The following is an 18063-nucleotide window of genomic DNA, read 5'->3' as shown; positions in this document are numbered from 1 at the left end:
CTTATCCATTCCGCCATATCGAACCATCAGGGGGCACCATGTCCATATCGCGTAGAGGTTTTGTCTTTGGTCTGCCGCTTTTCGCAGCTGGATGCGCCTCTACGGTGACGGAGTATTCCGCTGACCTCCTGAACTATGGCCCCCAGCCGGACGAAGACTTTCCGCTGGGTCCGATACCGCTGGATCGCATTCCTCCGGAACTGCGGCGGCGCGAAGTGCCCTTCGACGGCAAGTATGAGGCCGGCACGATCGTGGTGAACACGCCCGAGCGCAGGCTCTATTACGTGCTGGGCGACGGCCGGGCGATCCGTTACGGCATCGGCGTTGGCAAGGAGGGCCTGCAGCTGCGCGGCAACGCCGTGGTGGGCCGCAAGGCCAAGTGGCCGAACTGGACGCCCACGGCGAACATGATCCGCCGCGATCCGCGGAACCTGCGCTACGCAGGCGGCGTCCCCGGCGGCCCCAACAATCCGCTGGGCGCGCGGGCGCTCTATCTTTACCGCAACGGCAAGGACACGATGTTCCGCATTCACGGAACCAACCAGCCGCATACGATCGGCCAGGCGGTTTCGAGCGGCTGCATCCGCATGATGAACCACGACGTGATCGACCTCTACGAGCGTGCGAAGGTCGGCACGAAAGTGGTGGTCATCCAGGCCTGACGGCCGTATTCCGGCGGGCCGCCGCTGGCTGCACGCGGCGCGATCATTTCGCGGCAAAGCAAAATCATCCGCTTTCCGAAGGCTCCAGGCTTGATATAGTCTGGGGCCTATCGTTTTGAACCAGTCCCCTGCCCTCCTCGCCGGCGCCCGACATGCGTTCCACCGAAACCTCTGTGGCGGACGACCGCTACGCAGCCTTTCGCCACAAGTCCTTCACGCTCTACTGGACGGCCCGCGTTCTCGCGCTCGCCGCCACGCAGATCGTATCAGTCGCTGTCGGCTGGCAGATCTATGATCTGACACGCAATCCGTTCGACCTCGGGCTTGTGGGTATCATCCAGTTCGCTCCGGCGCTGCTGCTGGTGCTGGTGACGGGCGCCGTGGCCGACCGGTTCGGCCGGCGGCTGGTGATGGGACTCTCGATCCTGCTGGAAGGGCTCTGCGCGGCGACCCTGCTGGCACTCACCATGCGGGGTCTCTCCTCCACCCTGCCCATCTTCGTGCTGCTTGCCGTGTTCGGTGTGGGGCGCGCGTTCCTCGGACCGGCGAGCGCATCGCTGGTGGCCAATCTGGTTCCCGCCGAGGACTTCCCCAACGCTGTTGCCTGGGCCTCGACAGGCCACCAGGCCGCCCTGATCTGCGGCCCCGTGGCGGGCGGACTGCTCTACGGAATTTCTGCGGAAGCGGCCTATCTTACCGCGGCAGGCTTCTTCTGCATGGCTGCGCTTTCCTGCTTCGCCATCCCGCGGCCACCGCAGCGCAGTTCAACGGAGAGGCACTCGCTCGAAATGCTGCTCGGCGGGTTCCGCTACATCTGGCGGGAGAAGATTGTGCTCGGCGCGATTTCGCTCGACCTGTTCGCGGTGCTGCTGGGCGGCGCGGTGGCACTGCTGCCGGTGTTCGCGCGCGACATCCTCGAGCTCGGACCCTGGGCCCTGGGTCTGTTGCGCTCCGCCCCCGGGATCGGCGCGATCGCCGTGTCGGTCTGGCTCGCCGGCAATCCGCTGCGCACCAATGCCGGGCTGGTGATGCTCATCTGCGTGGGCCTGTTCGGCGCCTTCACGGTAGTGCTGGGCGCCTCGACCGTGGCGTGGCTGTCGATTCTCGCCCTGATGGGATTGGGTGCAGCCGACATGATCAGTGTCTATGTCCGCCAGACCCTGATCCAGTTGTGGACGCCGGACGAGCTGCGCGGCCGCGTCTCGGCGGTGAACCAGGTTTTCATCGGCGCCTCGAACGAGCTCGGCGAATTCCGCGCCGGCACGATGGCCGCACTGATCGGCGCCGCCCCGGCGGTCATCCTCGGCGGCATCGGCGCCATGGGCATCGCTGCCCTGTGGGCGTGGCTGTTTCCGGAACTGCGGAAGGTGCAGAATTTGAGGAGAAAGAGTTAAGGTTGTGCCGGAGGAACGATGGTGGAGCTGAGGGGAATCGAACCCCTGACCTCATCATTGCGAACGATGCGCTCTCCCAACTGAGCTACAGCCCCATCGAAGCAGCGCGTATTTAGGTCGGCAGAGGGATTCCTGTCAAGCGAAAGCTGTGCATCTTTCACCAAGGCTTGCCGTGGTCATGCACAGCCGATACATGTCGGAAAAACTTGCGGAGAACCGAATGCTTGCGCTTATCCGGACCATCCTGCTCGCGCTCGACATCTATTGGTGGATCATCATCGCCTCGGCCATCTTCTCGTGGCTCTATGCGTTCAACGTTGTCAATCCGCGCAACCAGGTCGTCTCGATGATCGGCACCTTCCTCTACAAGGCGACCGAACCGGTGCTGAGACCCATCCGGAACCTGCTGCCGGACCTGGGCGGGATCGACGTCTCCCCCATCATCGTGCTGCTCATCATCTTCTTCCTGCAGCAGTTCATCATCACAACGCTCGCGCCGATGCTGCTCATGTGAGGAGGCCGGCAGATGAGACAGCCGGCAACAGCCGGAGGCCGCGTTGACTGAGGCCCGTATCCCAGGCTATTGCCGGGTGAGCCGCGACGGCGTGGAAATCTTCGTGCGGCTGACGCCAAAGTCGTCCAGGAATGCCATCGAGGGGGCGGAAGAGGCCGGCGACGGCAAGGTGCACATCAAGGCGCGCGTGCGCGCCGTGCCGGAAGATGGCAAGGCCAACGCCGCCCTCGAAAAGCTCATCGCCGAATGGCTGAAGGTGCCGAAGGCGGATGTGGAGGTCGTTTCCGGCGCCACGTCGCGGCTCAAAGGTGTCGCCATCCGCGGCGACAGCAAGGCTTTGCTGTCGAAAATCGTATTGGCCGGGGAAACGTTCACCGGGAAATAGCAGACGCACGTCTGAGAGCCCGGCCGGCGCGGGACGACCCGGACCCGCCCGGAGATCGGCCGCGGAGAGGACGGCATCCGGCGCGGTACGGGACCTGCGGGCAGACAAAAGAAAACCGCCAGACGCAGCGGCCTTCCGGATGCGTCTGGCGGCAGATGTCTTTCGCGGTTCAGCGGCCCTGATCAGGCAGCCTTGGCCTTGGCGCGGTCGATGGCCTCGACGATCAGGCGACGAGCCTCGGCAGCGTCCTTCCAGCCGCTGACCTTCACCCACTTTCCGGGCTCCAGGTCCTTGTAGTGCTCGAAGAAGTGCTTGATCTGCTCGAGCGTGATCTCCGGAAGGTCGGTGTAGTTGAAGATCTTCTCGTAGCGGCGGGTCAGATGCGGGGACGGTACGGCGATGATCTTCTCATCCTGGCCGCCATCGTCCTCCATCACCAGCACGCCGATCGGGCGGACGTTGAGCACGCTGCCCGGGATCAGCGGACGCGTGTTGCAGACCAGAACGTCGATCGGGTCGCCGTCCTCCGACAGGGTGTGCGGCACGAAGCCGTAGTTACCCGGATAGGTCATCGGCGTGTAGAGGAAACGGTCAACGAAGAGCGCTCCGGACGCCTTGTCCATTTCATACTTGATTGGATGGCCGCCAACGGGGACCTCGATGATCACGTTGACGTCTTCAGGCGGATTGTCACCAGTCGGAATTGCTTCGATGCGCATTTATGTATCCAATGTGCGGATTGGAGGTTGATGGCGGGTGACTATAGGTTTTCCGCACTGCATTCAATGCGTCTTATTCGCATTATTCATCATGCGGATATTCTGGATGCAAAGACGCATCACTGCCCGCCAGCAGTATTTCCCCTGCAGGACGACAGTCCTGCACGCCGCAAGCCGGAAACTGCGTTCTTTCTGCCCCGGCTAGTCCCAGACGTAGGCGACCTTGCGGAGCGCCTTGCCATCGAAAACCTCGATGGATTCGGCAACGTTCCGTCCACCCAGGCTCTCATAGAAGGCACGGGCGGGTTCATTCTCCTCCAGAACCCAGACAACAAGCCCCTCGAAGCCATGGGCCGAAAGCATGTCCCAGGCAGTCTGAAACAGGCGGCGGCCAAAGCCGATGCCCTGAAATTCGGGGCTCAGGTAGAGTTCGTAGATCTCACCATCCTGGGGGAGCTCCCTGGCCCGGTTGCGACCGAGCGTGGCATATCCGGCGATGTGGCCACCGACCTCGAGCAACAACACGGTCGTGGAACGGCGGATCGCATCGGCCCACCAGCGCGGGCCGCGGCGGCCGATCATCGAGATCAGCGCGCGATGGGGGATAATGCCGGTGTATGCTGCCCGCCATGAACGGTCATGCACCAGCGCGATCGCATCGGCGTCTTCCGGTCCGGCCCTGCGGATATCTGTCGAGAGCGTTGTCATAGCATGTTAACCATAGCCTTGGCGGGAGATTGCAGCAAGTACCAACGTCCCCGGGATGTGACAGAAGCGATTGCACAAGGACGAGAGCCAGGCCTATTCTGGGTGACAAGAGCATACGGGCGAGCAGACGCGAAGGCAGATGGCAGATCCCGACAAACCGGCCGGACAGCCGGACGAAGAGGAAGCGGAGCGCATCCTGCGTCAGGTCGAGCGGGACTCCCAGTCGATCGTGTTCGGAGGCATGCCTGCTTCCGCGCCAGCGGACGCCGGCAGGGAGGCATCCCGCGATCCGGTGGAAGAGTGGGGACGGCGCATCGGCCGGGGACTTGCCGTCATTGCTGCCATAGCCGCCGTTTTCTGGCTTGTCGCGACGCTCGCTTGACCTTAAACGAACGCGCTCGGAAAGCTGCCCCGCAGCATCAACGGAAAGGTTCCGGCTTCGCATGACCCATCTTCCCGAGCATCTGCTGAACGGTTACCGCAACTTCATGTCCGGCCGTTACAGCGCCGAAAGCAGCCGATACCGCACGCTGGCGAAGGAAGGCCAGGCGCCCAGCACGATGGTGATCGCCTGCTGCGACTCGCGCGCGGCGCCGGAGACGATCTTCGACGCAGGTCCCGGCGAGCTGTTCGTCGTGCGCAACGTGGCAAACCTCATCCCGCCCTATACGCCGGATGGCAGCCACCATGGCACTTCCGCGGCGCTGGAGTTCGCCGTGCAGGTGCTGAAGGTGAAGCACATTGTGGTGATGGGACACGGCCGCTGCGGCGGCATCGGCGCGGCGCTCAATCCTTCCGCGCAGCCGCTTTCTCCGGGCGACTTTATCGGGAAGTGGATCTCGCTCCTGGCACCCGCGGCCGAGGCGATCGCCAGCAACCAGCTGATGACGCCGACAGAACGGCAGACAACGCTGGAGCGCATTTCCATCCGCTACCAGCTGGCGAACCTGCGCACGTTTCCCTGCGTGACGATCCTTGAAGAAAAGGGCCGGCTGACGCTTCACGGCGCCTGGTTCGACATCGGCACCGGCGAACTCTGGGTGATGGATCCCAAGACGGGAGACTTCGAGCGCCCGGCGCTGGATTGACCACCAGCAAGCCTGCCGGGCTCAGGCGTCCGGCCGGCGAATGCCGAGATCAGCGACAGCATCACGCTTCGACGGGCTCAGCGTGAGGGGGCGGCGTGGAGTCACGGCCGGACCTGCACCTTCGGTTCGGGCAGGCGCCGCCAGACCAACCAGATCAGGCCAGCCAGAAGGCCCATGGCGGGAACAACCAGGCTCATGCCGACCACGGGATCGCCGATCAGCGCGCAGATAAGGCCGCCCACAAGGCCCGAGGTCATCTGCATGAAGCCGGTGAGAGCAGCCGCAGCACCTGCCATGTGCGGAAACGGCGCCATTGAGGCGGTCATCATGTAGGGCATGACAAAGGCGATGCCCAGAACGAAGGTCGCCGACGGGATCATGACGCTCAGGAAGGTGGGCGGCATGATGTTCAGCATCGCGAAGAGGGCAAGGCTGCCCAGTGCAACGATGGCGAGACCGAGGGGGACCAGCCGCGACGAGCGGACGCGCCTCATCAGGAAATAGACGACAATGGTGCCCGTGAAGAAGCTGCCCGACTGGACCAGCATGCCGAGGCCGAACTGAGTCGGCGTCAGGCCGACACGATCCATCAGAACGAAGGGAAGAACCGTTGTCTGGGTGTACATCGTGCCGGAGGTCAAACCCATGATGAGCGCCGTACCCACGAAATAGGGCGTGCGGAACAGCTTGGAATAGGACCGGAAAAGGCCGCGCGGGCTTGCCCTGGAAGGATCGCGGTCAGGAGCGGTCTCCACCATGGCGAACTTCGTGACGATGATGACGACGAAGCCGAAGCCCAGCATCAGCAGGAAGATGGAGTGCCAGCCGGCGAGCTCCAGCATCAGGCCGCCAATGGTGGGCGACACCGCCGGGCCGACCGACAAAATGAGGCCGATCAGGTTCATGATGCGGGCGGACTGCTCGTGCGTGAAGAGATCGCGCACGATCGCCCGGGACACAGCAACACCCACGGCCGCGCCGATACCCTGGAGAAAGCGGGAGAAGATCAGAAGCTCGACCGAAGGCGTGAAGACCGCAATTAAGCTGGCAATCACATAGATGCCCATGAAGATCATGACAATCGGCCGGCGCCCAAAAGCGTCGGACAACGGGCCGCAGATCAGCTGCGCCAGAGCGAAGCCGGCGAAGTAGAAGGACAGCGTCATCTTCACCGCCGCTTCGGTGGTACCGAAGGCGCGGACGATTTCCGTCATTGCCGGCGTGTAGAGCGCCATCGAGATGGGGCCAATCGCGACCAGAAGAGCGCCAATGACGCTGACACGGCGCTCGCTCATGAGCGGGGCTGAAACGACCGCCCCCTGATGCAAATTCATGTGTTGCCTTCCAGACTGCCGGCTACTCGCCGGAAAAATGTTGCCGGATCGCCTTCAATTGTGCGTGAAGGCGAAGCCATTCCTCTTCGCTCAAATCGCCGCGCGCCAGCTGCCGGACTTCATGGCCAATCCGGACAATCTCATCCAGGACGAGCTCGGCCTCGGGCGTCAGTTCCGCAAGCTTGGCGCGGCGGTCTGACGGATCCGGCGAGCGCTGCACGAGACCCTGGCGCTCCAGCCGGTCGAGGTAGCAACTGAGCGTCATGGCCTCGAGGCCAATACGTTCGGCGAGCACGTTCTGACGCGCTTTCCCGTAGCGGGCGATGTAAACCAGCACCCTCGCCTCGCCTGGAGTCACGCCGATCCCCGCCGCTTCAATGCGCCGATCAATGTCCGCCCGGATCAGACGGGCCAAATCGGCCACAAGAAATCCAAAGCCGGCGGGATCAACCTGGCGGGGCATGAGGGTCCTGCAAATTGGATAGTAAGTAATGCTTACTATTTCCATGTAGGAAGACTTGCGTATTGTCAAGCCTTGCAGGCGCCCTTGTCGCACGCCTAGATGAGGGGAAGGATTTCACTTTTCCGTTCCAGGTGCTTCTTCCATGTCAGATTCGATCATCGACCTTTCCGCCAATCCTCTCACGGCCTGGAATGGGCCACTGGGACTGCCCGACTTCACCCGGATCGAGGACAAGGATTTCGAGCCCGTGTTCCGCGCGGCGCTCGACGCCCATGAGAGGGAGATAGAGCAAATCGCCTCGAACAGCGCGGCTCCCACGATCGAGAACACGCTGGCTGCGCTGGAGCTTTCAGGCGAGGCCCTGTCGCGTGCATCCGCCATCTTCTGGTGCCTGGCCGGAGCGCACACCAATCCCGAGATCCAGAGGCTGGAGCGGGAAATCTCGCCGCTGGTCGCACGGCACTTCACCCGCATGTACATGAACGACGCCCTGTTCCGCCGTATCGACGCGCTGTACGGGCGGCGGGATTCGCTCAACCTCGACAAGGAGACGCGGCGGGTTCTGGAAAAGACGTGGAAGCGCTTCGTTCGGGGCGGCGCGAAGCTCGATGGGGAAGCTAAGGCGCGGCTCGGCGCCATCAACGAGGAACTGGCGCGTCTCGGCGCGCAGTTCGGCCAAAACGTGCTCAAGGACGAAAGCTCCTGGGCCCTGTTCCTGGACGAGAAGGATCTCGACGGCATTCCGGATTCGCTCAAGAGCGCCATGGCTTCCGCCGCGGCGGAACGGGGCCAGCCGGGACGCTATGCCGTGACCTTGTCGCGCTCCATCGCCGAGCCGTTCCTCTCGACATCCACACGGCGCGACCTGCGCGAGACGGTGCTCAAAGCCTTCATCTCCCGCGGCGCCAATGACGGCGAGGCCAACAACCGCGAGATCGTGCGCCGAACGCTGGAGCTGCGGGCCGAGAAGGCAAAGCTGCTCGGTTACGAGACCTTCGCCGCCTACAAGCTCGACGACACGATGGCGAAGACGCCGGAGAACGTCATGAACCTGCTGCTGCCGGTTTGGGAGAAGGCCAAGGAGAAGGCTGCCGCGACCGAGAAGGAACTGCAGCGTATCGCCGCCGGCGAAGGGCAGAACCAGCCGATCGCCGCTTGGGATTGGCGCCACTTTGCCGAGAAGTTGCGTTCGGAAAAGTTCGCCTTTGACGAGAGTGCGCTGAAGCCGTATCTGGCGCTCGACAGCGTAATCGCGGCTGCCTTTGACGTGGCGAAGAAGCTGTTCGGGCTTACGTTCGAGGAGCAGAAAGGCATTCCCGCCTGGCACGAGGACGTGCGCGTCTTCATCGTCCGCAACGCGGATGGCTCGCGGCGCGGCCTGTTCCTGGCGGATTATTTCAACCGGCCGTCCAAGCGGTCGGGCGCCTGGATGAGCGCTCTGCAGTCCGGTTACAAGCTGGGCGAGGGCGAGGAGCCGATTATCTACAACGTCTGCAATTTCGCGAAGCCACCGGCGGGTCAACCCGCCCTGCTCTCGGTCGATGACGCGCGCACCCTTTTCCACGAGTTCGGCCATGCGCTTCACGGCCTGCTCAGCGACGTGACTTGGCCGTCCATTGCGGGAACGTCGGTGTCGCGCGATTTCGTGGAACTGCCGTCGCAGCTCTACGAGCACTGGTTCACGGTGCCGGAGGTGCTGCAGTCCCACATGCGGCATGTGGAGACGGGCGAGACGATTCCGCTGGACCTCGTGGAGAAGATGCGCGCGGCGCGCAACTTCGACGCCGGCTTCGCCACCGTCGAGTTCACGGCCTCGGCGCTGGTGGACATGGCGTTCCATTCGCGCGACAGCGCGCCGGAAGATCCATTCGAGTTCGAGAAGAATACGCTCGAAAAGCTGGGCATACCGTCGGCAATCCCGACGCGCCACGCCACACCCCACTTCCTGCACGTCTTCTCGGGCGACGGCTACTCGGCCGGCTACTATTCCTACATGTGGTCGGAGGTGCTGGACGCGGATGCGTTCCGGGCCTTCGAGGAGACAGGCGACCCGTTCAACCCCGAGGTAGCGGAGAAGCTGCGCCGCTACATCTATTCGGCTGGCGGTTCGGACGATCCGGAAGCGCTCTACAGGGCCTTCCGCGGGCAGATGCCGAGCCCCGAGGCGATGATGGAGAAGCGCGGCCTCGTGTAGGCCGCCCGCTTCGTCTTCGGTTCGGACGTTCGGTCGGGCTGCGCGCCTGGCAAGCAACGCAGTATTGCGGTGGATGGATGCCCCCTCTTCCAGCTTCCACGGACTTGGTGCGCTCCCCCAAGTCCAGGAGGTTGGGTTCTCCCGCAAATGGGGGGATAAAGGCGGCATTGTCGTTGTCGCAACTCACCCCCCGTTCGCGATTTGCAGGAACGCTGGCGCCAAGTCTTGTCTCCTCCAAGATGCGGAGGAGGAATGCGATTTCGGTATCTTGACTGAGCGAAACAGGCCCGGTGCCTGAAAGCGCAGGTTGGGAGGTCGGACGGAACGTCAGGGTTGGCGGCAACGCACCACATTACAAGCCTTGACGCCCGGAAAATCAGCCATTTGCCCGACAAGGCCTTGAAACTGCCGCTTTCTACGCCGATATGCCGCCGGCGCCCGTTGCGCTGAAGCTCTTTCGCAAACGCGAAAAAACCTGTATGAGCGCGCCATAGATAACCGATCGTGCGCTGGCGTTGCGCGCGGACACCCCCAAAGAGAACCCATGAAACTCCGCAATATTGCGATCATTGCCCATGTCGACCATGGGAAAACCACTCTCGTAGACGCAATGCTCCGCCAGTCCGGTTCGGTGCGCGAGAACCAGCGCGTGGACGAGCGCGTAATGGACTCCGGCGATATCGAGCGCGAGCGCGGCATCACGATCCTGGCCAAGGCTACCTCGGTTGTCTGGAAGGACACGCGCATCAACATCGTCGACACGCCCGGCCACGCCGACTTCGGCGGCGAGGTCGAGCGCATCCTCAACATGGTGGATGGCGTGGTGCTGCTGGTGGACTCGGCCGAAGGCCCGATGCCGCAGACCAAGTTCGTGGTCGGCAAGGCGCTGAAGGTCGGCCTCCGCCCGATCGTCGCGATCAACAAGATCGACCGCCCCGACGCCCGCGCCGACGAGGTCGTGAACGAGGTGTTCGACCTTTTCGCCGCGCTCGACGCGACCGACGAGCAGCTGGACTTCCCGATCCTCTATGGATCAGGCCGCGATGGCTGGATGAGCCACGATCCGAGCGGGCCCAAGGAACTGGGGCTGGCGCCGCTGTTCGACCTGATCCTCGAACATGTGCCGGAGCCGAAGATCGAGGAAGGTCCGTTCCGCATGATCGGCACGATCCTTGAGGCCAACAACTTCCTAGGCCGCATCGTGACCGGCCGCGTGCTGTCCGGTTCCGCCAAGCCGAACCAGACGATCAAGGTTCTCTCGCAGGATGGCACCGTTCTGGAAACGGGTCGCATTTCCAAGATCCTCGCCTTCCGCGGGCTTGAGCGCCAGCCGATCGATGAGGCCGTTGCAGGCGACATTGTCGCCATCGCGGGCCTGTCCAAGGGATCGGTGGCCGACAGCTTTGTCGATCCTTCCGTCAACACGCCGCTCAAGGCACAGCCCATTGACCCGCCGACCGTGACCATGAGCTTCCTCGTCAACGACTCGCCGCTCGCAGGCACTGAGGGCGACAAGGTGACGAGCCGCGTCATCCGAGACCGCCTGCTCAAGGAGGCCGAGGGCAACGTGGCGCTGTCGGTCGAGGAATCCGCCGACAAGGATTCGTTCTTCGTGTCGGGCCGCGGCGAGCTGCAGCTTGCCGTGCTGATCGAAACCATGCGCCGCGAGGGCTTCGAGCTGGCCGTCTCGCGTCCGCGCGTGGTGATGAAGAAGGATGAGGACGGCACGCTTCTCGAGCCGATCGAGGAAGTCGTCATCGACGTGGACGAGGAGCACGCGGGCGTCGTCGTGCAGAAGATGTCAGAGCGCAAGGCCGAGATGGTCGAGCTGCGTCCGTCCGGCGGCAACCGCCAGCGCCTGGTGTTCCTGGCGCCGACGCGCGGCCTGATCGGCTACCAGTCCGAGCTGCTGACGGATACCCGCGGCACGGCAATCATGAACCGCCTGTTCCACAGCTACCAGCCGTACAAGGGCGAGATCGCCGGCCGCGTCAACGGTGTGCTGATCTCCAATGACGCCGGCGAAGCGGTTGCCTACGCGCTGTGGAACCTCGAGGAGCGCGGCCCGATGGTCATCGAGCCGGGCGCGAAGGTCTACCAGGGCATGATCGTGGGCATCCACAACCGCGACAACGACCTCGAGGTCAACGTCCTCAAGGGCAAGAAGCTCACCAACATTCGCGCCGCCGGCAAGGACGAGGCCGTGAAGCTCACCCCGCCGATTCGCATGACGCTGGAGCGCGCACTCTCCTGGATCCAGGACGACGAGCTGGTGGAGGTGACGCCGAAGTCCATCCGCCTGCGCAAGCTCTACCTCGACCCGAACGAGCGCAAGCGTTTTGAGAAGCAGAAGGCTACGGCAGCCTGACCGCCGGATCATCGCTGAGATGACTGAAAGCGCGGCCGTCAAACGCCGCGCTTTTTTTTGCGGCTCAGAGCGCGAGCAGCCACTCATGCCGGGCCATCGACGCATCGGGACAGCCGGGCAAGGGCACGGTGAGCGGTAGACGCGGGAAGCCGGGGGCTGATCCCTCCTGCTTCGACACGCTCATGGTTTGACCGACCCACAATGGGAATGGGTCGTGCCTGGCGGCGCGAGGTATCAGGAGGTAGAGGATACCAGCGCCTTGTCGATTTCAGGCAGGATCTGCTCGAGAATGGACTTCTGCGTCAGCGGACCGACGTGTTTGTAGCGGATGACGCCATCGGGACCGACAACGAAAGTCTCCGGTACGCCATAGACGCCCCAGTCGATGACCGCGCGGCCGCTCTCGTCCACGCCGATCACGTCAAAGGGGTTGCCGAGCTCGTTGAGGAAACGCAGGGCGTTCTCCGGCTTGTCCTTGTAGTTGATGCCGGCAAGCTGAATGCGGCTGTCCCGCGCAAGCTCCATCAGCTGCGGATGCTCCTGGCGGCAAGGCACGCACCAGGAGCCCCAGACGTTCACGAGCGTGACCCTGCCCTTGTACATCTCCGGATCGAAGCCGGGCAGGTTCGTTCCTTCCAGCGGCTCGAGCGTCACCAGCGGAGCGGGCTTGCCGATCAGCGCCGAGGGCACCACGGAAATGTCGCGGCCCGACATGAGCTGCACGAGAAAGACCGCGCAAAGGACGAGGAAGATCGCCAGCGGCAGGAGAAGCAGAAGTCCGCGACGGTTCACGAAGAGCCTCCCGTCATCAGGACGCCTCGCGCGAGCCGGCGCGGCGGCGAACGCCGCGCTTCTCGAGGTCCTCAAGGGCCCGCTTCTGGCTGCGCTGGTCGACGAGGATCCAGACCATCAGGCCAACGAGCGCGAGGGCAGATACGAGATAAGCTGCAGTGACATAGGCGGCGTGGGTCACGATGCGGCTCCTTCCGCCTTGCGTGCCGAGAGCTTGCGCATGGTGGTGACCCGCCGGCGCCAGATTTCCGTGCGCATGGCCATGATGTGAAGCGTGCTGAACAGAAGCGTGAAGCCCAGGGCGCACACGAGCAGCGGCCAGAGCATGCTCGGATGGATGGTCGGGCCATCAAGGCGCAGAACCGAGGCGGGCTGGTGCAGAGTGTTCCACCACTCGACCGAAAACTTGATGATCGGAATGTTGATGAAACCCACCAGCGTGAGGATCGCGGCGGCGCGGGCCGCGCGGCTCTGATCATCGAGAGCGCGGGTGAGCGCGATGATGCCGAGATACATCAGAAACAGGACAAAGACCGAGGTCAGCCGGGCATCCCAAACCCACCAGGTGCCCCACATGGGCTTGCCCCAGATGGAGCCGGTGAGGAGCGCCAGGGCGGTGAAGGTGGCCCCGATGGGCGCGGCCGACTTCAGCGACACGTCGGCGAGCGGGTGCTTCCAGATCAGCGTGCCGAGGGCGGAAATCGACATCAGCGTGTAGCAGAACATGGACAGCCACGCGAAGGGCACGTGGATGTACATGATGCGCACCGTGATGCCCTGCTGATAGTCTTCCGGCGCAGTAAAGGCCATGTAGAAGCCCAAGGCCAGCAGCAGAACCGCCAGGCCGCCCAACCATGGCAGCAGTGCGTCCGACAGCGAGAGGAATCGCGTCGGATTGGCGAGTGCCATCACTCCCGAAGGTTTTTTCGTCGTGTCGCTCATGCGCTGTAAATAGTCTGCCCCGGCATTTGCTGCAAATACTTTGAATCGCCGCAGGTCCGCGGGCTTTCGATCAAATTGCCGTGTCAATCACCATCATTCGGCATTACGGAGCGCCAGCGCCGCAGCGAAGGGCCCGATGACGGCGAAGAAGATCGTGATCGCGCAGAGGATGAGGAACGGCGCCACGAACGGGTCCGGATCAGCGATCGCGCCGCGGGCTGCCGCCACGCCAAACACCAGAACCGGAACCGTGAGCGGCAGAATGAGGACAGAGACCAGCAGGCCGCCACGCGGCAGCGCCACGGTCAGCGCCGAGCCAACCGCGCCGATGAAGGTGATGGCGGGCGTGCCGACCAGCAGCGTGAGGGCCACCGCCATGAGGCCGACGGGCGGGACGTTCATGAACAAGCCGAGCAGCGGCGAGATAACGACCAGCGGCAGGACGCTCGTGGTCCAGTGGGCCAGGCACTTGATGAAGACGATGAGCGCCAGCATGTGGCGGCTGTCGGACATCAGCAGCAGGTCGAGCGAGCCATCCTCCGCGTCCGTCTGGAACATGCGGTCGAGGCCGAGGAGGCTCGCCAGAAGCGCACCGATCCAGAGGATGGCAGGGCCGATCCGAGCCAACAGGTTCAGGTCCGGGCCGACGCCGAAGGGTATGACGGCAATCACCGCGAGAAAGAACAGCGCTCCGGTCAGGGCGCCGCTGCCGGCACCGGCGGCGAGCTTCAGATCGCGGAGGTAGAGGGAAAGCATGTCAGGCGCCTCCGGCGGGGAATGCTGCGGCGGGAAGAGATTGGCCGATGGAACTCATGCGCGACCCGCCATTTGCAGTTCCTGCGTGTTGTCCAGCCCGAGCGGTAGATGGGTCGCGGCGACGATGAGGCCGCCCTCCGCGAGGTGGCCGCGCATCAGTTCGGCAAAGCGGGCCTCGGAGCGGCGATCCAGGCCAGAGGTCGGCTCGTCCAGCAGCCAGAGCGGCCGGTGGCACATGAGCAGGCGGGCGATGGCAACGCGGCGGCGCTGACCGGTCGAGAGATAGCCGAAGGGCAGATGGCCCACGTCCCAGAGACCGACCTGCTCTAGCGCATCGTCGACCGAGCAGCGGATTTCGCCAAGGAAACGGCTCCAGAAGGTCAGATTCTCCGCAACGGTAAGCGCCGGCTTCATGGCATTGGTGGCGCCGAGGTAATGGGCGGCCGCGGCCGGAGTGTCCCATTTCTCGCCACCGCCCAAAAACTTCACCTCGCCTTCGGCGGGAACCAGAAGGCCCGCGATGATTCGCAGGAGGGTCGACTTGCCCGCGCCGTTCGGGCCGGTGACCAGCAGCGCCGACCCCGCCTCGACGGTGAAGGAAATGCCAGAAAACACGGGCTCTCCACCGCGTTCACCGCCGAGGTCCGTCACGGCAAGCTGCACAATCTTTCTCCCGCTTCAGAAGGGATCCGACCCTAATCGATTCAGAGGAAACAAATGGTCCTTTCACTATGGAACTCTTTTGCAAAATTCTTTATATCGCGGTCAACCACGCCAGCGGCCGGTGTGACCCTTTGAAACCGATGACTGCGCGCGAGCCGCCTTTACCGGCTTGAGACGCAGGGAGCGGACAGCGGAAATGGCCGTACCCGCACCTAAGCACCCGTGTCTCAGGACGTCCGTTCCCCTTCGGATGCAACGACAGGATAGGATCGCACGTGTCTACCTCTCTTGACAGTTTCAATTGTCGCCGGACCCTTACCGTCGGTGGGAAGGAGTACACCTATTTTGATCTGAAGGAGGCAGAGAAGAACGGTCTTGCGGGCGTCTCCCGCCTGCCCTTCTCCATGAAGGTGCTGCTGGAGAACCTGCTTCGCAAGGAAGATGGCCGGTCTGTCACCAAGGAGAGCATTCAGGCCGTGGCGGCCTGGCTCACGGACCGCGGCACGGCTGGCGTCGAGATCGCCTATTCGCCCGCCCGCGTCCTGATGCAGGACTTCACCGGCGTGCCCGCCGTCGTTGATCTTGCCGCAATGCGCGATGCGATGGTGGCCCTCGGCGGCGATCCCAGCAAGATCAATCCGCTCGTGCCCGTCGATCTCGTCATCGACCACTCGGTCATCGTCGATGAATTCGGCTCGCCACAGGCCTTCGCCCGCAACGTGGAGCTGGAGTACCAGCGTAACGGCGAGCGCTACCGCTTCCTGAAGTGGGGCCAGAAGGCGTTCAACAACTTCCGCGTCGTTCCCCCGGGCACCGGCATCTGCCACCAGGTCAACCTCGAGTATCTGTCGCGCGTCGTCTGGTCCCGTGACGAGGACGGCGTCACCTACGCCTATCCCGACACCTGCGTGGGCACCGACTCCCACACCACGATGGTCAACGGCCTCGGCGTGCTGGCCTGGGGCGTGGGCGGCATCGAGGCCGAAGCGGCCATGCTTGGCCAGCCGGTCTCCATGCTGCTGCCGGAAGTGATCGGCTTCAGGCTCACCGGCAAGCTCAAGGAAGGCGTCACGGCCACCGACCTCGTGCTCACCGTCACGCAGATGCTGCGCAAGAAGGGCGTGGTCGGCAAGTTCGTCGAGTTCTTCGGTCCCGGCCTTGCCAACACCACCGCCGCCGACCGCGCCACGATCGGCAACATGGCTCCGGAATACGGCGCCACCTGCGGCTTCTTCCCGGTCGATGGCGAGACGATCAAGTATCTCGAGACCTCCGGCCGCTCGCAGGAGCAGATCGCCCTCGTCGAAGCCTACTGCAAGGCTCAGGGCATGTGGCGCGATGCCGACATGCAGGATCCGGTCTTCACCGACATCATCGAGCTGGACCTCGGCGACGTGGTGCCGTCCATGGCCGGCCCGAAGCGTCCGGAAGGCCGCCTGCCGCTCGAGGAGATCGCCAGCAACTTCGAAAAGGCGCTGGAGGCCGAATACAAGAAGACCGTTGACACCGCCAAGCGTTATGCGGTCGAGGGCGAGAACTATGACCTCGGCCACGGCGACGTGGTGATCGCGGCCATCACCTCCTGCACCAACACCTCGAACCCGAGCGTGCTGATGGCCGCCGGCCTGCTGGCCCGCAACGCCAACCGCCGCGGACTCAGGACCAAGCCGTGGGTGAAGACCTCGCTGGCTCCCGGTTCGCAGGTCGTGGCCGAGTACTTCAAGAAGTCCGGCCTGCAGGAGGAGCTCGACAAGCTGGGCTTCAACCTGGTTGGCTTCGGCTGCACCACCTGTATCGGCAACTCCGGCCCGCTGCCGGCGCCGATCTCCAAGACGATCAACGACAACGGACTGATCGCCGCCGCGGTGCTCTCCGGCAACCGCAACTTCGAGGGCCGCGTGTCGCCCGACGTGCAGGCCAACTACCTCGCCTCGCCGCCGCTGGTGGTGGCCTATGCGCTCGCCGGCACGGTTCGCAAGGACCTGACCAAGGAGCCGCTCGGCGAGGACAAGGACGGCAACCCGGTCTACTTGCGCGACATCTGGCCGACCGCTGCCGAGGTGCAGGAGTTCATCGCCAACAACGTTACCCGCGAGCTCTACGCGACCAAGTATGCGGACGTGTTCAAGGGCGACGAGAACTGGCAGGCGCTGGACGCCCCGAGCGGCCAGACCTACGCCTGGGACGAGAAGTCGACCTACGTGCGGAATCCTCCGTACTTCGCGGGCATGTCCAAGACTCCGAACCCGGCGGGTTCCATCCGCGGCGCACGGATCCTCGGCCTGTTCGGCGACAAGATCACGACCGACCACATCTCGCCCGCGGGCTCCATCAAGGTGGCCTCGCCGGCCGGCAAGTACCTGCTCGACCATGGCGTCGCGGTGGCCGACTTCAACCAGTACGGCACCCGCCGCGGCAACCACGAAGTAATGATGCGCGGCACCTTCGCCAACATCCGCATCCGCAACTACATGCTGGGTGAGAACCCGAAGGAAGGTGGCTACACCATCCACTATCCGTCGGGTGAAGAGATGTTCATCTACGACGCAGCGATGAGGTACAAGCAGGAGGGCGTGCCGCTCGTGATCTTCGCCGGCGTCGAGTACGGCAACGGTTCGTCGCGTGACTGGGCCGCCAAGGGCACCAACCTGCTCGGTGTCCGCGCTGTCATCGCGCAGTCGTTCGAGCGCATCCACCGCTCGAACCTGGTCGGCATGGGTGTCATCCCGTTCGTCTTCGCCGAGGAGACGAGCTGGAAGGAGCTCGGCCTCAAGGGCGACGAGATCGTCGAGATCGAGGGCATCGAGAACCTCAAGCCGCGCGCCACGCTCAACGCGAAGATCACCTTCGCCGACGGCAGCGTGAAGAACGTGCCCCTGCTCTGCCGCATCGATACGCTGGACGAGCTGGAGTACTTCAAGAACGGCGGCATCCTGCAGTACGTGCTTCGCGCACTGGCTGCCTAAGCCGCACCGCAAGGCAAGACGCAGAGGGGGCGGGTCCGACAGGGCCCGCCCTTTTCTTTTTGCCAGACGCCGCAACTCCCCACCTTCTTGCGCGCGGCGCGGCGGACGCTTATGT

Annotated in this window: 18 protein-coding genes and 1 tRNA gene; 9 read left to right on the top strand and 10 right to left on the bottom strand. The window is 63.8% G+C overall.

The window, feature by feature from the left end; translation table 11 throughout:
* Positions 1–38 precede the first annotated feature (38 nt).
* Together ABD906_RS06525 and ABD906_RS06520 are read left to right on the top strand one after the other, a co-directional pair.
* Entirely contained in the window at positions 39–662 is a 624-nt protein-coding gene (locus tag ABD906_RS06525) for a L,D-transpeptidase (protein WP_345098690.1), read from the top strand.
* Between the two features lie 152 nt (positions 663–814).
* Positions 815–2056 carry an MFS transporter gene (locus ABD906_RS06520; protein ID WP_345098689.1) on the top strand — a complete coding sequence of 414 codons (1242 nt, stop codon included), beginning with the start codon at positions 815–817 and terminating at the stop codon, positions 2054–2056.
* Positions 2057–2075: 19 nt separating this feature from the next.
* Here the strand turns inward: ABD906_RS06520 and ABD906_RS06515 are convergent.
* Positions 2076–2151, bottom strand: a tRNA-Ala gene (locus tag ABD906_RS06515).
* Positions 2152–2276: 125 nt separating this feature from the next.
* On the opposite strand from ABD906_RS06515, the gene ABD906_RS06510 reads away from it, so the two are divergent.
* Both ABD906_RS06510 and ABD906_RS06505 read left to right on the top strand, forming a co-directional pair.
* Entirely contained in the window at positions 2277–2570 is a 294-nt protein-coding gene (locus tag ABD906_RS06510) for a YggT family protein (protein WP_345098688.1), read from the top strand.
* 58 nt (positions 2571–2628) lie between these two features.
* Positions 2629–2955 carry a DUF167 family protein gene (locus ABD906_RS06505; protein WP_417282017.1) on the top strand — a complete coding sequence of 109 codons (327 nt, stop codon included), beginning with the start codon at positions 2629–2631 and terminating at the stop codon, positions 2953–2955.
* 182 nt (positions 2956–3137) lie between these two features.
* On the opposite strand, the gene ppa is transcribed toward ABD906_RS06505, so the two are convergent.
* Positions 3138–3674 (bottom strand): inorganic diphosphatase, encoded by a 537-nt coding sequence (gene ppa, locus ABD906_RS06500; RefSeq protein WP_345098686.1) that lies wholly within the window; start codon positions 3672–3674, stop codon positions 3138–3140.
* Between the two features lie 201 nt (positions 3675–3875).
* Complete coding sequence (locus ABD906_RS06495) at positions 3876–4382, bottom strand: GNAT family N-acetyltransferase (RefSeq protein ID WP_345098685.1); 507 nt, start codon at positions 4380–4382, stop codon at positions 3876–3878.
* Between the two features lie 139 nt (positions 4383–4521).
* On the opposite strand from ABD906_RS06495, the gene ABD906_RS06490 reads away from it, so the two are divergent.
* Positions 4522–4764, top strand: coding sequence for a hypothetical protein (locus ABD906_RS06490; RefSeq protein WP_345098684.1), 243 nt, complete (start codon positions 4522–4524; stop codon positions 4762–4764).
* Between the two features lie 61 nt (positions 4765–4825).
* The gene (locus tag ABD906_RS06485; protein WP_345098683.1) at positions 4826–5470 is read left to right on the top strand and encodes a carbonic anhydrase; all 645 of its coding nucleotides are present in this window, start codon (positions 4826–4828) and stop codon (positions 5468–5470) included.
* A 101-nt stretch (positions 5471–5571) separates the two neighbouring features.
* Here the strand turns inward: ABD906_RS06485 and ABD906_RS06480 are convergent, their stop codons facing one another.
* Together ABD906_RS06480 and ABD906_RS06475 are read right to left on the bottom strand one after the other, a co-directional pair.
* The gene (locus ABD906_RS06480) at positions 5572–6804 is read right to left on the bottom strand and encodes a multidrug effflux MFS transporter (RefSeq protein ID WP_345098682.1); all 1233 of its coding nucleotides are present in this window, start codon (positions 6802–6804) and stop codon (positions 5572–5574) included.
* A 22-nt stretch (positions 6805–6826) separates the two neighbouring features.
* Entirely contained in the window at positions 6827–7267 is a 441-nt protein-coding gene (locus ABD906_RS06475; protein ID WP_345098681.1) for a MarR family winged helix-turn-helix transcriptional regulator, read from the bottom strand.
* 142 nt (positions 7268–7409) lie between these two features.
* Between ABD906_RS06475 and ABD906_RS06470 the strand changes: the two genes are divergently transcribed.
* Entirely contained in the window at positions 7410–9461 is a 2052-nt protein-coding gene (locus tag ABD906_RS06470; RefSeq protein WP_345098680.1) for a M3 family metallopeptidase, read from the top strand.
* A gap of 544 nt (positions 9462–10005) precedes the next feature.
* The gene (gene typA / locus ABD906_RS06465) at positions 10006–11829 is read left to right on the top strand and encodes a translational GTPase TypA (RefSeq protein WP_345098679.1); all 1824 of its coding nucleotides are present in this window, start codon (positions 10006–10008) and stop codon (positions 11827–11829) included.
* Between the two features lie 234 nt (positions 11830–12063).
* On the opposite strand, the gene ABD906_RS06460 is transcribed toward typA, so the two are convergent.
* The 5 genes from ABD906_RS06460 to ccmA form a co-directional block, all read right to left on the bottom strand.
* Positions 12064–12621 carry a DsbE family thiol:disulfide interchange protein gene (locus ABD906_RS06460; RefSeq protein WP_345098678.1) on the bottom strand — a complete coding sequence of 186 codons (558 nt, stop codon included), beginning with the start codon at positions 12619–12621 and terminating at the stop codon, positions 12064–12066.
* A 16-nt stretch (positions 12622–12637) separates the two neighbouring features.
* The gene (gene ccmD, locus ABD906_RS06455) at positions 12638–12802 is read right to left on the bottom strand and encodes a heme exporter protein CcmD (RefSeq protein WP_378188238.1); all 165 of its coding nucleotides are present in this window, start codon (positions 12800–12802) and stop codon (positions 12638–12640) included.
* On the bottom strand, positions 12799–13563 hold the full coding sequence (locus ABD906_RS06450; RefSeq protein WP_345098677.1) for a heme ABC transporter permease: 765 nt from the start codon (positions 13561–13563) through the stop codon (positions 12799–12801). Before ABD906_RS06450 ends, ccmD begins: the two co-directional genes overlap by 4 nt.
* Positions 13564–13656: 93 nt before the next feature.
* A complete protein-coding gene (gene ccmB / locus ABD906_RS06445) occupies positions 13657–14319 on the bottom strand; it encodes a heme exporter protein CcmB (protein ID WP_345098676.1) in 663 nt (220 codons plus the stop codon).
* Positions 14320–14373: 54 nt separating this feature from the next.
* Positions 14374–14982 carry a heme ABC exporter ATP-binding protein CcmA gene (gene ccmA, locus ABD906_RS06440; RefSeq protein WP_345098675.1) on the bottom strand — a complete coding sequence of 203 codons (609 nt, stop codon included), beginning with the start codon at positions 14980–14982 and terminating at the stop codon, positions 14374–14376.
* Positions 14983–15257: 275 nt separating this feature from the next.
* Here ccmA and acnA point away from each other — a divergent pair, with 275 nt between their 5' ends.
* Positions 15258–17948, top strand: coding sequence for an aconitate hydratase AcnA (gene acnA / locus ABD906_RS06435; protein ID WP_345098674.1), 2691 nt, complete (start codon positions 15258–15260; stop codon positions 17946–17948).
* Positions 17949–18063: the final 115 nt, after the last annotated feature.

Source organism: Chelativorans composti, from assembly GCF_039541695.1.
GTDB classification, from domain to species: Bacteria; Pseudomonadota; Alphaproteobacteria; order Rhizobiales; family Rhizobiaceae; genus Chelativorans; species Chelativorans composti.
Note: the sequence above shows the minus strand (reverse complement) of the source record. Positions and strands in the feature narration are given on the sequence as shown.